At 55.2% G+C, this 14,562-nt stretch carries 10 protein-coding genes; 3 read left to right on the top strand and 7 right to left on the bottom strand.

Features of this window, described 5'->3' with window-relative positions; all coding sequences use genetic code 11:
- Window positions 1-91 precede the first annotated feature (91 nt).
- The 6 genes from M2Q46_RS03510 to fmdA all read right to left on the bottom strand — a co-directional run bounded on the left by M2Q46_RS03510 (window position 92) and on the right by fmdA (window position 9,285).
- Complete coding sequence (locus M2Q46_RS03510) at window positions 92-3,217, bottom strand: tetrathionate reductase subunit A (RefSeq protein ID WP_302356802.1); 3,126 nt, start codon at window positions 3,215-3,217, stop codon at window positions 92-94.
- A gap of 37 nt (window positions 3,218-3,254) precedes the next feature.
- The gene (gene nrfD, locus M2Q46_RS03515; protein ID WP_302356803.1) at window positions 3,255-4,286 is read right to left on the bottom strand and encodes an NrfD/PsrC family molybdoenzyme membrane anchor subunit; all 1,032 of its coding nucleotides are present in this window, start codon (window positions 4,284-4,286) and stop codon (window positions 3,255-3,257) included.
- 9 nt (window positions 4,287-4,295) lie between these two features.
- Window positions 4,296-5,054: a sulfate reduction electron transfer complex DsrMKJOP subunit DsrO gene (gene dsrO, locus M2Q46_RS03520; protein WP_035273177.1), complete on the bottom strand. Its 759-nt coding sequence runs from the start codon at window positions 5,052-5,054 to the stop codon at window positions 4,296-4,298.
- Between the two features lie 207 nt (window positions 5,055-5,261).
- On the bottom strand, window positions 5,262-7,499 hold the full coding sequence (locus M2Q46_RS03525) for a TonB-dependent siderophore receptor (protein ID WP_302356804.1): 2,238 nt from the start codon (window positions 7,497-7,499) through the stop codon (window positions 5,262-5,264).
- A 241-nt stretch (window positions 7,500-7,740) separates the two neighbouring features.
- On the bottom strand, window positions 7,741-8,028 hold the full coding sequence (locus M2Q46_RS03530; RefSeq protein WP_009453884.1) for an FmdB family zinc ribbon protein: 288 nt from the start codon (window positions 8,026-8,028) through the stop codon (window positions 7,741-7,743).
- Window positions 8,029-8,085: 57 nt separating this feature from the next.
- Complete coding sequence (fmdA, locus tag M2Q46_RS03535; protein ID WP_021446607.1) at window positions 8,086-9,285, bottom strand: formamidase; 1,200 nt, start codon at window positions 9,283-9,285, stop codon at window positions 8,086-8,088.
- 453 nt (window positions 9,286-9,738) lie between these two features.
- Here fmdA and M2Q46_RS03540 point away from each other — a divergent pair, with 453 nt between their 5' ends.
- From M2Q46_RS03540 to M2Q46_RS03550, 3 genes are all read left to right on the top strand, one after another.
- Window positions 9,739-11,115 carry an 8-oxoguanine deaminase gene (locus M2Q46_RS03540; protein WP_060185046.1) on the top strand — a complete coding sequence of 459 codons (1,377 nt, stop codon included), beginning with the start codon at window positions 9,739-9,741 and terminating at the stop codon, window positions 11,113-11,115.
- Between the two features lie 55 nt (window positions 11,116-11,170).
- On the top strand, window positions 11,171-12,703 hold the full coding sequence (locus tag M2Q46_RS03545; RefSeq protein ID WP_035273173.1) for a nucleobase:cation symporter-2 family protein: 1,533 nt from the start codon (window positions 11,171-11,173) through the stop codon (window positions 12,701-12,703).
- A gap of 191 nt (window positions 12,704-12,894) precedes the next feature.
- Window positions 12,895-13,344 (top strand): Hsp20/alpha crystallin family protein, encoded by a 450-nt coding sequence (locus tag M2Q46_RS03550; protein ID WP_035273170.1) that lies wholly within the window; start codon window positions 12,895-12,897, stop codon window positions 13,342-13,344.
- Window positions 13,345-13,402: 58 nt separating this feature from the next.
- Here the strand turns inward: M2Q46_RS03550 and M2Q46_RS03555 are convergent, their stop codons facing one another.
- The gene (locus M2Q46_RS03555; protein ID WP_302356805.1) at window positions 13,403-14,443 is read right to left on the bottom strand and encodes a methyltransferase; all 1,041 of its coding nucleotides are present in this window, start codon (window positions 14,441-14,443) and stop codon (window positions 13,403-13,405) included.
- Between the last annotated feature and the right edge of the window lie 119 nt (window positions 14,444-14,562).

Below are 14,562 nucleotides of genomic sequence, written 5' to 3' on the forward strand. Positions count from 1 at the left end.
AACTTGGTTCACTAACGGATGAGGCCGATTATCCCAAAGAATAATCGGCGCCCTTATCGTTGAACAATGGTTTGATGGAGGTGTGTTTCTTTTAAGCCGACAGCTTCTCCACTCTTGCTGGCAGGCCTTGGCGCACGGCCGCGCCAGAAACCCAGTCAATCCAGACGTTGTCCTGGCCATTGCCACGGGTTGGATCAGCAAAACCCAATTCGTTCAGGTTCACACCTGCAGCCAGATCGTTCAGGTGAGGCATGGCCTCACCATCAATCTGGTGCGAACGCGCACCCAGTTCGGTATGCCCAAAACCGTGTTCGATTGCAATGGCTCCGCGCATAATACCGCCACGCACCAAAGCTACACCTTCAACCGCACCACCTGGTGTACTGACCCGAATACGGTCCCCGTTACGGATGCCCATGTTCTTTGCATCATCCAGATTCAAGGAAATCGGATTGTGCGGGTGGACCTGGCGCAGGCGGGACATCCCGATGGACATGGAACTCATCAGGTTGGATTTGTAGGAGCTCATCAGCAAGGGCCATTCCTGTTCCGAGAAATGCTCGCGCATTGGGCTGCCGTCCGCCAAACGAGTGGGGTACCAAGTAGGGCAACCGCTAAGACGTTCACCCGTCATGGTGTGACGCATCTTGGCCAGGTCTTCATTCCAGATCTGCAAAGCATTGCTGTAGCGATTTTTCAGCTGATTTCCTTTCCAGGCGTTTTCGATTCGGTCGAATCGGCCACCGCGTGTCAACAACATCGCCACTTTGCGCTGCTCTTCAGGATGCAAACGCGCTTGAAGGTCAGGAAAAAGTCGATCCACACCGGTGATGCGCATATCGTCGTCGGATGCGTCGCCAACCGGGCGGCCAGCACCAAAGGCAATATTAGCCATGCCCCGCAGATAGAAATCCTCGGCGCGCAGCAAGTCGTGGGCATTGCCTGCCTTGTCTTTCAGAACGCCTTTACCAAAACCTGGCAATCCCAAACGCAAAGCTACTGCAAACAGGAAACTTTCCAGGTTGATAGGCTGACCGTCAGCCGTGCGATCCACTCGTGGCTCGACCACAGGCCAGCGCAGGGTCGAGGACTTGGCGATCACGTCAGCCCAAGGTGCCGAAACCCCCCAGCTTTCGTAAGTCACCGTGTCTGGCACGATGTAGTCTGCGTAGGCATTGGTTTCGTTGATAAAGGGATTAACCGAAATCGACAAGGGCAGAACCGCAGGGTCTTTCAGTTTGTGCAGCAAGGCATTTTTAAAGCCAGCAATCGCATAGACCGGGTTGCTCATGTGGTTGATCCACACTTTGCTGGTGTATGGATAGCCATTCAGGCCCGATGCAATCATTTCACTGCTCAAGGCACCTACAGCGGGGTACCAAGGAGCAGGAGCGGGGTACAACGCTTCACCATTTGCTTGGCGGCGCTTGAATTCGCTGGATTTTTCGTAAGCGAAGCGATGTCGCGACAAAGACACGCCTTTAGCCGCCACTTTTCCGGGGAATTGAGCAAAGTTGTAGCGTGGGCCGGGGCCAAAAGGACCAAATGGGCCCGCATCCAGCACCAAACCGCCTTTCAGGTTCAGGTTACCCGCCAAGGTATTCAACATGGCAATCGCGTAAGCCGTGTAGAAACCGGAACCGTTCATGGTGCCGCCGTGTGCGTCAGCCACGGCTTGGCGACCGTAGCTGGTAAATTCACGGGCCAGTTCGATCAGGGTTTCTTCGTCCATGCCGCAGCCTTTGGCGTATTCGGCAATGGATTTTTCCTGACTGCGCTCACGCAGCATGTTCAGCGCAGTACAGACACGTACATCCTTGCCTTCCAGCTCAACGGTACGGTCGACAAATAGCGTCGCGCGATCCAGATCGGTATGGGCGCGCAGTTCGCCTTGTTCGTCCTGAACAATAAAGGGCGATTCAGTGCCTTCAGCTACTTCCCAACCCAGGTCTTTACCGCGCAAATAGCGGCCAAAACCAGGATGCTCAGGATCCGCAATCAACAAATGGCTGGCGTTCGTCCAGGAAGCGGTATTTTCGTCCTGCTCCGCAGGCGCATGGGGCAGGGACAAGTGTTCTGCATCAAAACGCTCTTGTTCCAGAATCCAGCGCAACATGCCCATGACCAGGGACAAGTCAGTGCCGGGCAGAACAGGCTGCCAGCGGTTGCCACTACCCGAGGCCAGGCTGGACGACGTTGGCAAGATCGGGGAAACAACCACGTACTTGAAGGTGTTTTCTGGACGCGAACGGGCTTCTGCCAGCTCACGGCCTTGACGCTGGAAGGGATTACCGGATTGAGCCGGTGCTGCACCAATAAACAGGCCAAAACGGGCGTTTTTCCAGTCAGGTTTGCCATGAGGCATACCTTTGATGTCACCCATGGCAGCGCCTGTACCAACACGGAAGCTTTGACCACAGTAAGAACCGTGGTTGCTGACGTTGATCGTGCCAAAAGCCTGCTCGGCAAAGCGTTTGACCAGTGGCGTGCGGCCTTCGTTCGCGGCATCCGTGAACAACAACTGGTTGGCCAATGGACCGAACTCGGGGTTTTGCGGGTCAATCAGGGTTTCGTGATCCCAAATCGCACGCAAACCATCGACATGACCTTCTTTGAACAGATCGCCGCCTTCGCAGACCTCTTCAATCAATTGTTCAAAACTGATGCGCTCCCATTGGCCTGAGCCACGGGGGCCGACGCGTTTCAACGGCGACAGAACCCGGTAAGGGCTGCTGTGCTGTTCCAGCATGGAGGCACCGCGAGCACAGGCGCTGGCACGGCCTTCCAAGCCGTTTTCACCACCCAGCATGGCGTAAACCTCGCGTACGGGCTGCTCCATGGGAGCAGACTGCGTGGTTGCCAAAGGATGATAAGGATTACCGGCGATACGCAGAATCTTGTTGTTCTCCGTATCAATACGTACGCGCACACCACACTGCGTCCAGCAGCCCAGGCAACTGGACGGGCTCACAATCTGGCCGGGCTGCGTATCCAGCAGACCCGTGATCGGATCAATACGGAATTCAGCCTGCAAGGAGTTGCCACGGGTTGCGTGTGCGGTTGGCACACCGGCTGTACCTTGGCCCAGACCTTGGACCGCCTTGACTACCGTGTCGCTATAACCAGCCGCAAAGGCAGCCAGACCACCCACAGCAGCACCGCCGCGGGTCAATACCTGTCGACGCGACAGGTTAGGGGTTTCTTTTTTCTTGCTCATGACGATAAGTACCTGAAAGCTAGTGAGTCTGTAGGGCCTAGGCTGTCAAAGACGAACGGCGGGCCGGGAACAGAGAGAGCAGGGTGGTGCTGGCGGCGAGCAAGGCAATACACAAGCCCAGCACACCCAGCATCCCCAGCAGACCATCGCTGCCTAAGGGCATGGTGTAGAGGTACAAACCGGCGCCGTATTTGGGCACACCCTGTACCGCCATGAAAATAATCCAGCGAAACACCCAGGCCGAGCCGAGCATGAAAGCCGCACAGAACAAGCTATAAAGATTGCCTTGCAGGGTGCCGATTGGACGGCTGAGCATATACAGCAGCAGCAAGCCAAACGCGGAAGAACCCAGAAAGCCCAAACGCCATACGGGGTAGCTCTGGAACAGTTCCCAGGCCGAACCGAAAGAATGGCTGTAACCCATCAGACCGGAGCCGACCCAGAACAGGGCCACGACGATCAAGGTCAGAACCACCCCCAAAGACCAGCGGCGTACGTATTCCAGCGGTAAATTGGCTACGCCACCGGGCAAGAGGCGAGCCACCAGCAGGATGGCACCCAGGCTGGCCAGAGCAGCCGTCAAGGCAAAGTTGATAGGCAGGAATGCGGTATTCCACAAGGGACGTGAACGCAGCACCATCACTTCAAAACCGCTGTAAACCAGAATCGACAAGGCCGAAACCAGCAGAGCCAGGCTCAACCAGCGCCACAGGACACGTTTGTTCAACCACCAGGCCAGCACGTTAGCCATGGACAGGCCGACGAACAGGGGCAGCAGTACAGCACCCAGCGACATCCACGACCGGGGAGTGAAATGGGCGTAGAAATGCCAGAAGCGGCCGGGTTGGTGCAAGTCAGCCAGCAAGGACACAGGAGCGGCAATGCTGCTGCACAGAAGCACAATCATCAGCGCAGGCTCCAGACGACGCAAAGCGCTGTCGCTGGACCAGGCGCAACGCCATACCCAGACGGTGCTGGTGGCAGCCATACCGACCAGGAAAAAGTATTGAACCGCCCAAGGTAACCAGGCAACTTCGTAGGCGGGGGTCAGAATTTCGATAATAGACATAACGGCCCCTTAGAACTGATTGGTCAGACGCACACTGGCCTGCCCATCCACACCATCAACGAACTCATCGGGCAAACCGATGTAGAACACATGCGGGTTGGTATTCATGCCGGGCTTGAGTACACGGATTTCCTCTTTGTGCTCTTTGAGCAGCTGGGAAATCGTGCTGGTTTCATCGTTCATATCGCCAATGACGCGTGCGCCACCCACGCAGCTTTCCACACAGGCGGGCAGCAGACCCACTTCCAGGCGGTGCTCGCAGAAGGTGCATTTATCGGCGGTCTGGGTTTCATGGTTAATGAAACGGGCATCGTAAGGACAGGCTTGAACACAGTAGGCACAGCCGACACAGCGCTCGTTGTCGACCAGTACCACACCATCTTCGCGCTGGAACGTCGCCTGTACAGGACAGACCGGCACACAGGGCGGGTTGTCGCAGTGGTTACAGAGGCGTGGCAGGCTCAGCATGGCCGCCTGCTGCTGTTCATCGAGCACCTCGTATTGCAGAACCGTGGTACGGAACTGCCCGATAGGCGGTGCATTTTCGATAGAACAGCTGACCGTACAGGCCTGGCAACCGATACATTTTCTTAGATCAACCACCATGCCGTAGCGGGCCCCATCTTTCCCACCGCTACGTCGTGGAGGCTGGCTGTTCATGGCAGCTTGAACAGGCTGAATAGGAATAATCGTGGCCCCGGCACTAAGGCCCAGCAATTCCTTAAGAAAACGTCGCTTGCCCTTTTTGGGCTCGGCGCTTGGAATCATGTGTTTTCCTTTTCTATGCTTGGGTTGAACCCATTTACATTATTTGTAGTTATAAGCATATGAAGAATACAAAGTTCCGGTCTTGATGAAGGTCAAAAAGAACATTTAAAGGTTGAAATGTTGACGCTCGGCTGTATTTTTCGGGCAAAAAAATGCCCCTCCGTTTTTGGAGGGGCATGACATGCCTCGATTACAGACGAAAACCGCTTAGAACGTCCCGCTCAGTCCCAGGAAGAAGGTGCGACCAGGTTGGTTGAATGTGTAGGCCCCCGCACCGTAGATGTAGTTCGGGGTACCCAAGTTCACACCGATGGCATTGCCGCGACGGAACAGGCGTTTGTCAAAGAGGTTATCAACCCCAGCATTGATGCGGAAATGCTTATTGATCTTGTACTGCGTGCTCAGACCAAACAGGGCATAAGGGGAGACCTTGTCGGTTGCAGAACCCGTCAAAGGCTGACCGTAGTAGTCGTACTTCGGTGGCTTTTGCTCGCCATAGAAGGTTGCCTTGGCTCGCAAGGACCAATCGGCATTTACATTCCAGTCCAGAGTCGTATTGATCGTGTATTTAGGGATAGTGGACAGCGCTTCACCCGTAGTCTTGTTCTTGGATTCGATCATGTAGGTGAAGTTGGTGGACCACAGCCAGTTTTCGGCCAAAGGCAGCGTCAAGTTACCTTCCAGACCCGAAACTACGGCTTTGGGAATGTTTTCCCATTGCAGAATTAATTGTTGATTGTTCAAGGCTGTGAAGCTATCGATTGCAAAACGGCCCGCTTCTACTTTGTTGCGGTAATCGTTATGGAAGTAGGTCAGGCTGGCACCCAGGCCGTTGTCACCCACGTACTCGACACCCAATTCTTTATTGATGCTGGTTTCGGCCTTCAAGTCCGAATTACCTTGCAGGAAGCAACCCGTGCTACTGCCCGTGGTATTGCCCCAGCAGCCGTTACCCAGGCTGTACAAGGTATAGCCGTCATTGCTTTGATACAGGTTAGGCGCTTTGTAAGCACGGGCGATACCGGCTTTCAAGAGCCAGTTATCCGTCACGGCATGAGTCAGGTTAAGCGATGGGCTCCAGTTGCTGCCATGCTTGTCGTGATAGTCAAAACGCAAACCTGGGGTAACCGTGGTCTTGTCGGTGGCATAAATATTGTTTTCAGCGAAAACAGAGTAAATATTCGCTCGCGACTTGGGTTTGTATTTGTTGGGGACGCCAGGAATACGGGTCGGGTTACGTTGTGCCAAGTCCGAGGACTTGTCGTTCAGCTCCTGCCCAACCCACTCCATACCGATAGTGGCGTATTGCTCGACGCTGCCGGTCTTGAATTGATGGCTGGCCTCAGCGTGGGCCGTCATGGTGGTCAGGTCCGCTGTGCCGAAACCTCCATCCTTGACTCGGGATGGATCATTAAAAGCACCCTCAGTCCCTCCGGCCAAGCCTTCCAGCAAACGATAGTTACGCGTCTTTTCGTACTGGAAGTAGGCCAGGGAGTTCGTCTTATCGTTCCAGTCCCCACGATGCGTCAGCGAATAGCTTTGGCGATACATCTTGTTGGTCTCGTCGCCCAGCTGACGTTTGACCTCGTCATTGGTATTCGTGTTCTGGGTATCACCCGTATAAATATTGCCTTGGCGGCTATAGGAAGCCTCCAGATCCACCGTTTGACGGCTATCAGGACGCCAGGACAGCAAACCATTGATGTCCTTGTTACGTACGCCTTCACGTCCAGCAGGCAAGCTGTTCGCATTGGCACCACCACGCTCGGTCTGGTGTCCTTTATTGATCTCCGGATCGTCCGAATCCGTCTTGTTCAGGTTTCCGTACAAACGGAAGGACAAGGATTCGCTGATCGGGCCGCTCAAGCCAAAGCTCATGCGTCGCGTGGCGCCTTCATCGCTATGTTCGGGCAAGTTGCCATACAAGGAGTAGGTGCCCTGGAATTTGTCTGTCGTAGGCTTGGTGATGATGTTGACCACACCGCCCGCAGCCCCGTTGCCGTAGCGAGCGGCCGCCGGGCCGCGCAGCACTTCCACGCGTTCGATCTGCTCGGCAGGCACCCAGTTGGTATCCCCACGCGAATCGCGTTCGCCACGCCAGCCGAAACGCACAGCAGAACGTGAACTGACGGGTTTGCCGTCAATCAGAATCATGGTGTTTTCCGGGCCCATGCCGCGAATGTCGATCTGGCGATTATTACCGCGCTGGCCGCTGGCCGAGTTACCCGTCAGGTTCACGCCCGGCATGGTGCGCAGAACTTCGGAGATATCGTTGGCGGGAGGGGACTTCTGGATGTCTTCGGCGGTAATGATGGAAGAGCCCAAGGTCTGCTTGAGCTCCTGCTCGGCCTTGACCACGATGCGGTCCAGCTCCTCGACCTCTTGCGCTTGCGTCTGATAGGGAAAGGCCAACAATAAAGCCACTGCCAGACTGCTTAAAGACATAAAAGATACGCCGCTAGGCACCTGGCGCTTAGCGGCGAGAGACGAGGACACCGACATAATGAACACCCAGTAATAATGAGATTGATTCTTGATTATAAACAGAATGTTTCATGTTACCGAGCGTGAATCTCGTAAAACCAACACATCCGCCTGGGCAAATTCAGCCAGAACTACGCCCGCCGACGTTAAAGCTGCGGCCTGTCAAGGCTGACAGCTTGCGCTGCAAAGGGGCTGATTGTATTTAGGCGCAAACGCTGCAGCCAGGGCCCATACAGGTATGGATGACAGAATTCCGGGTGCTGGAACGAGTGCCGGGCCCGGTCACATTATTGCCCGCCAAAGCTTGTTGAGGAGTCAGACCGCGCGTTGGGCTGGCTTTGCTGAACAGGCGTCGTGGTGCGCTCAGTTGCAGCAAGAGGCTGCCTTTTTCACAAGCAGGGCAGGTCTGGGGATCGTTGCGGGTGGCAATGCTGCGCAAATGGCTGCTGCGTTGCAGGCAATGATTACAAAGATAGTCGTACAAAGGCATGGCAAATCCGAGTAAAGCAAGCCCTGACTCCGGGACGAAGCCAGGGCCAGAGACTGATCAGGTCAAGTTACAGCGTGTGCCTGGACGGCCAAAACGGGCCGCGTCATTCAAGGCACCTTTAGGCAGGATATCGGTATCAAAAATACCGGTAGGCAAGGCCAGAGAAGCGGAGCTGTTAGGCAGATCCACCACGCCGCCGTAACGGCCCTCAACGGGAGCAGCAGTCAGCAACATATAGGCTTGCGCACGCGACAGGTCTGTCGTGCGGCTGATGTAATCGATCGCAGCCAAACAGGCCTGACGGTATGCAACCGTAGAATCCAGGTAGTAGTTGACGCCTTCTTCCACGCTGATACCGGTGAAGTGCATCCACTGATCGTACTTGGGATCATGACGGCCTGGAACATAGATAGGCGCGGTCAGATTGTATTTGGCCATGCCACCTTTGATCAGATCAAAGCCAAGGTGGGCTGCGCCGTCCATTTCAATGGCACCACAGAAGGAGATTTCGCCATCGCCCTGGGAGAAGTGCAAGTCGCCCATGGACAGGCCAGCACCCTTCACATAGACGGGGAAGTAAATTCGCGAGCCAATGGTCAGGTTCTTGATGTCCAGGTTGCCGCCATGCTCACGTGGAGGCACGGTACGGGCAGCTTCAGCCGCCATGCGGTCAAACTCGGCCCCTTTAACGCCGCGCAATACAGCGGTTTTGGCATCGGGCGGGTTGGCGTGGCCCTTGGGCACCAGCAGGGCTTCACGGCGGTTCCACTCGCGCAGCAGTTCGTGCGAGGGCAGGGTGCCGATCAGGCCGGGGTGCATCATGGCCGCAATGCGTACGCCAGGGATGTGACGCGAGGTGGCGTAAACACCATGCAGGTCCCAGATGGCCTTGTCGGCTTCGGGAAAATGCTCGGCCAAAAAGCCACCGCCATTTTCCTTGGCAAAAATGCCCGAGAAACCGACAGGAGTAATGGCGCGAATATCCAGCAGATCCACCACCAGAATATCGCCTGGCTCAGCGCCCTCTACGTGGATGGGGCCCGTCAATGGGTGGGCGCGGGTCAGGTCAACGTCGCGTACGTCGTTGGCGCTGTCCGTGTTCTTGATCTGGGCGTCCAGAAAGTCCATGCATTCCAGAATCATTTCCTCGCCAGGCTTCACGCTGGTCAGGTCTGGAATATCAGGGTGCCATCGGTTGTGCCCGATTTCAGCTTGCTCGGCCAGGGGTGCGCCGGGTTTGATTTTTATATGCTGCATGTGTTCTCCGAATAATGTGTGCGAGGTCAGCACAACGGCGCTTTTAATGCGCTTGGCGACACAATTAACACGACTGAACAGGCACGGTCAAAATGTGTGGATATGCGGGTTTATATGTTTTTTTATGCCAATAAATAAATTCCTAAGCGAGTCAATGATTTAGGCTTTAAATGATTAAAGGACAATAGTCCCAGGTTTTTGTCCAGAGGATAAATCCTGATTTTGAGCAAATTTTTTATGTCCCGGAATACCGTAAAAAAACGGGCTGCTCTCTATACGACAAACCTTATAGAAGGCATAAGAGTTCCTGAATGGCCTAGCAGGACTCAAGGCTTGGAGCGAAAAAGGGTACAGCTAAGCCCAGGCTCCAAATAACCCTTATCACAGCAGGTATATAGGTCGGCTAGTCGAACTGACAACAATAAAAAGCAATAAAACGCAGGAGACACAATAATGACTAGCCGTTCCCCGATCCTGTGGATTCGCAATCCACTGGCCTGTTCAGATGCACAAGCTGCCGGTGGCGTACTGGTGCAAGATAGCCGCATTATCGAAAAAGTGGCCGCCGGTCAGCAGCCCAAGCAGGCTTACGACCAAAGCTGGGATGCCTCCCGGCACGTTTTGCTGCCCGGTTTGGTGAATACGCATCATCACTTTTACCAAACCCTGACACGGGCCTATACCCCAGCACTGAACAAACCCTTGTTCCCCTGGCTGACCACCTTGTATGACGTGTGGGCCGGGCTGGACGACGAACAAATGCAGGTGGCCAGCGAGCTGGCCATGGTGGAACTGTTGCAGTCGGGCTGTACGACGGTGGCCGATCACCACTATGTGTTTTCGGGCGCCTTGCAACATGCCATTGATTGCCAGGCTGAAACCGCTCAACGCCTGGGTGTACGCGCCGCATTGACCCGTGGTTCCATGAGTGTGGGTCGGGATCAGGGAGGCTTGCCCCCGCAAAACGTCGTACAGGACGAACAAACCATTCTGGACGACAGCCTGCGCCTGATTCGCCAATATCACCAACGCGAGGATGGGGCGATGATCACGCTGGCCCTGGCTCCGTGTTCGCCTTTCTCTGTCAGCCGCGAGTTGATGAGCGAAAGCGCCAAGCTGGCCGAACGCGAGGACGTACGCCTGCATACGCATCTGGCTGAAACAGACGACGAAACTGCCTACTGCGAGCGCCTCTTTGGTATGCGTCCACTGGACTATCTGGATCAGCAGGGCTGGTTAAGCAATCGCACCTGGCTGGCACACGGCATTCACTTCAACGACGAAGAAATCCAGCGTCTGGGCCGGGCAGGCACAGGTATTGCCCATTGTCCCTCGTCCAATATGGTCTTGGGCAGCGGCCTGTGCCGCACCATCGAGCTGGAAGCCGCTGGTGCACCCGTGGGGCTGGCCGTAGATGGCTCGGCCTCCAATGATCACTCCAATCTGGCTCAAGAGATGCGACAGGCACTCTTGCTGGGCCGGCTGCGCTACGAGCCGGGCCAGGTTACCCATCAAGCCGTTATCCGTTGGGCGACTCAAGGCTCGGCCCGTTGTTTGGGTCGCGAGGATATTGGTGGCCTGAACGTCGGGCAGCAGGCCGATCTGGCCTTGTTCACCCTGGATGAATTGCGCTTTTCCGGCGCTGAGAACCCCTTGGCGGCCTTGCTGCTCTGCGGCGCAGACCGGGCCGACCGCGTGATGGTCGCCGGCCAGTGGCGTGTGATTGACGGCCAACCCTGCGGCATTGATTTGCAAGACCTGATGCAACGCCATCAAGCCGCTGCGCGTCGTTTGCGCGACAAGGTGCTGGATACCGTAGCGACAGCTTGAGTTCGGTAGTGACAGGGCCTCTAGAGCCCTGCCTATTTATTTTCGGAGACAAACAATGACAACACCTACAAGGGCGACGGGTGCAGCGACTGCGCAGCGCCCCGAAGACGAGAATCTGGGCCTGGGCGCGAATCTTGCCTACGGTTTTCAACACGTATTGACCATGTATGGCGGCATTATTGCCGTACCCCTGATCATTGGCGAGGCCGCTGGCCTGCCTGCCAATGAAACCGGCTTGCTGATTACCGCCTGCTTGTTCATGGGCGGCCTGGCGACCTTGCTGCAAACGCTGGGCGTGCCGTTTTTTGGCTGCCGTCTGCCGCTGGTTCAAGGGGTATCATTTTCTGGCGTAGCCACCATGATCGCCATTTTGGGTACGGGCGGCGGTTTGCCAGCGGTATTCGGCGCAGTCATTGTCGCGTCCCTGCTTGGGCTGCTGATTACGCCGGTCTTTTCACGGGTGATCCGGTTCTTCCCGCCTTTAGTCACGGGCTGCGTGATTACGACTATTGGTCTGACCTTGATGCCAGTGGCCGCATTCTGGGCCATGGGCGGTAATCCTTCCGCACCGGACTTTGGCAGCGTAGGTAATATTTCCCTGGCCGCCATGACCTTGCTGATCGTGCTCTTGCTCAGCAAGCTGGGCAGCGCCACGATCTCCCGCCTGTCTATCTTGCTGGCTATTATTATCGGCACCGTCATTGCCGTCGCCATGGGCCATGCAGATTTCTCTGCCGTCAGCGAAGGCGAGGTCTTTGCCTTGCCCAGCCTGTTCCACTTTGGCATGCCCACTTTCCAGACTGCCGCGATTATCTCCATGTTCATTGTGATCATCGTGACGCTGGTGGAAACTTCGGCCGACATTCTGGCCGTGGGCGACATTATCGAAACCAAAGTGGATGCTCGTCGTCTGGGTGATGGCCTGCGTGCCGATATGCTCTCCAGCCTGATCGCCCCTGTATTTGGCTCTTTCACACAAAGTGCCTTTGCCCAGAACGTCGGTCTGGTGGCGGTCACCGGCGTGAAAAGCCGTTACGTCGTAGCCTTTGGTGGCCTGATTCTGATCGCACTGGGCTTGCTGCCCATCATGGGCCGTCTGGTTGCCGCTGTCCCACCCGCGGTACTGGGTGGCGCGGGTATGGTCCTGTTTGGCACCGTCGCGGCCAGCGGTATCCGTACGCTGGCCAAGGTGAACTACGAAAACAATATGAACCTGATCATCGTCGCCACCGCTATCGGCGCCGGCATGATTCCTATCGTGGCTCCCAAGTTCTACGAGCACTTCCCAACCTGGTTTGCGACGATTTTCCACTCCGGCATCAGCTCGGCGGCCCTGGTGGCGATTGTGCTGAACCTGCTGTTCAACCATTTCACCTTGGGCAATCCGGATCAGCCCTCTGTGTTTGCTGCGGGTGGAGGCCGCTATCTGCGGGTCTCGGACGTGGCCAATCTGAACGAAGGAGACTATGTTGAAAACGGCAAGGTCATGGACAAGGACGGCAAGGAGATCCCGATTATTGCTGATGAGCACCCCGCACCGGAACAGTCCCCTGTGCTGCACACGAAACCGAGTTTAAGCAGTACCTGAACAAGTAGAAACACTGCTAAAAGAACATAAGATCGTACCTTTGGCCGCCTTGTCTCTTTAGGGAGCAAGGCGGTTTTTTTTAGCTAAGCACTTGAAATATCGGGAACTAGCCTCATCTCCTCTTACGTAGGCGACCGAGCCCACGCCTTCCATTGCAGCAGGGCTCAGCAAAGGAAAAATGGAGATCAAGCATGGCAAATAATTTGACACGTTTTAATCCCTTTGGTGATCTGGCGGGCCTGGACACGTGGCGAGATATTGAAGACATCTTCCGACGCGTTCCTGTTGTCGGCTCCCTGGCCGGAAATACACCGCCCGCCATTCGTCTGGATGTCAGCGAGAGCGAAGAGGCCTATCAAGTCAGCGCGGAAGTGCCAGGTATCAACAAGGAAGACGTGCATGTCAGCGTTGAAGGCAATGTGGTTTCTATCCGCGTGGAAAGCCGTCGGACTCAGGAAGAAAAGGACGGCGATACGGTCTTGCGCAGTGAACGCTATTACGGGGTGCAGACACGTCGTTTCAGCCTGGCTCAGGACATTGATGAAGCCCAGGCGAGCGCAAAATGTGAAAACGGCGTTCTGGAGTTGATTCTGCCCAAGAAAAAGAGTGGGGCAGGGGCCAAGAAGCTGGAAATCCGCTAAAAAGCATGCTCGAAGAAAACCGCGCCTTGTAGGCGCGGTTTTCTTTCAGGCGCGGGAACTATTTGTGTCCCACTTCCAGAATGGAACACAAGCCCGCTGTGGGGATACGGCGTATCAAGCGCAAACCAGCCTGCTCAAATAAAGCTTCAAATTCCGCCAGGGTTCGTTCACGGCTGTCTTCCAGCACACACATGGTGATCAGATCCAGCAATTTACCGCCATCTGGCTGATTATTCGGCTCGATGACGCTTTCCAGAATCAGAATGCGACCATTTTCAGACATACCGCGTTTGCAGTTACGCAAGATGGTGATGCCTTGCTCATCGCTCCAGTCATGAATGATCATCTGCAGAAGATAAATATCGCCGGCTGGGCAGCTCTCAAAGAAATCGCCGCTGACCAGTTTCCAGCGTTCAGGCTGATTCAAGTTTGGAAGCACCGAATTATCCAGTACCTGGGCCTGATCGAACAAAATCCCATAGGCGCTGGGGTTCTGTTGCAGAATCAATAGCAGTAAACCACCAATACCACCGCCCACATCCACCACCGTAGCGCCTTCTGGAACATCGATCTGTTCGATCAGCAGATGATTAGAGGCCATGGACAGCCCGGCGACACCTTGATGGAAAACATCATGAATGGCCTTGTCCTCCCAGTGTTCAAAAAAACCATGTCCAAAGCGCTCGCGGAAAATGGGGGTGCCGGCCGCCGCCTTGGCCAGATCTCCGGCGCAGTGCAAAAATGCGGCGTCCGTCAGCATCAGGGCCGCATCTTTCAGCCGGGTAGGGGAGTCAGACAGCATTTGCTTACCCAGTTCGTCCAACTGATAGGTATCTATCGGCTGTTCCCTAAAGACTCGATTGGCACACAAGACACGCAAGATACGCTGTAAATGAATGCCTTGGGTATGGGTCAAGCGAGCCAGCTCGTCAATCGTCTTGGACCCGTTTCTCAGATGATCGGCCAGCCCTAACTGGGCAGCAGCCCGTACCGAGGTTGAAATGGAATACGCCATGATCAGATTGAGCAACTCAACCCCACTGTCTTGCCCCTGGTTTAAATCTTGGCTGCGTTCGAAAGTATCAGAAAATTTTGTCATCTCCATCCCTTTAAAAAAAGGCCGATCACCATGAAAGAGAATCGGCCTTTGAGGAAATAAAATTAATTCATCAGAACAAGTCACTAATATGCATTTGTTCTGAGTCAGGAAATGAAAAA

The sequence above is a fragment of the Alcaligenes sp. YSL9 genome (assembly GCF_030515105.1).
Classification (GTDB): Bacteria; Pseudomonadota; Gammaproteobacteria; order Burkholderiales; family Burkholderiaceae_B; genus Alcaligenes; species Alcaligenes phenolicus.

Coding starts and splice junctions, on each gene's coding strand:
- M2Q46_RS03550 (WP_035273170.1), top strand. CDS start 12,895: ATGGCAAATAATTTGACACGTTTTAATCCCTTTGGTGATCTGGCGGGC.
- M2Q46_RS03510 (WP_302356802.1), bottom strand. CDS start 3,217: ATGAGCAAGAAAAAAGAAACCCCTAACCTGTCGCGTCGACAGGTATTG.
- M2Q46_RS03545 (WP_035273173.1), top strand. CDS start 11,171: ATGACAACACCTACAAGGGCGACGGGTGCAGCGACTGCGCAGCGCCCC.
- nrfD (WP_302356803.1), bottom strand. CDS start 4,286: ATGTCTATTATCGAAATTCTGACCCCCGCCTACGAAGTTGCCTGGTTA.
- M2Q46_RS03540 (WP_060185046.1), top strand. CDS start 9,739: ATGACTAGCCGTTCCCCGATCCTGTGGATTCGCAATCCACTGGCCTGT.
- M2Q46_RS03555 (WP_302356805.1), bottom strand. CDS start 14,443: ATGACAAAATTTTCTGATACTTTCGAACGCAGCCAAGATTTAAACCAG.
- M2Q46_RS03525 (WP_302356804.1), bottom strand. CDS start 7,499: ATGTCTTTAAGCAGTCTGGCAGTGGCTTTATTGTTGGCCTTTCCCTAT.
- fmdA (WP_021446607.1), bottom strand. CDS start 9,285: ATGCAGCATATAAAAATCAAACCCGGCGCACCCCTGGCCGAGCAAGCT.
- M2Q46_RS03530 (WP_009453884.1), bottom strand. CDS start 8,028: ATGCCTTTGTACGACTATCTTTGTAATCATTGCCTGCAACGCAGCAGC.
- dsrO (WP_035273177.1), bottom strand. CDS start 5,054: ATGATTCCAAGCGCCGAGCCCAAAAAGGGCAAGCGACGTTTTCTTAAG.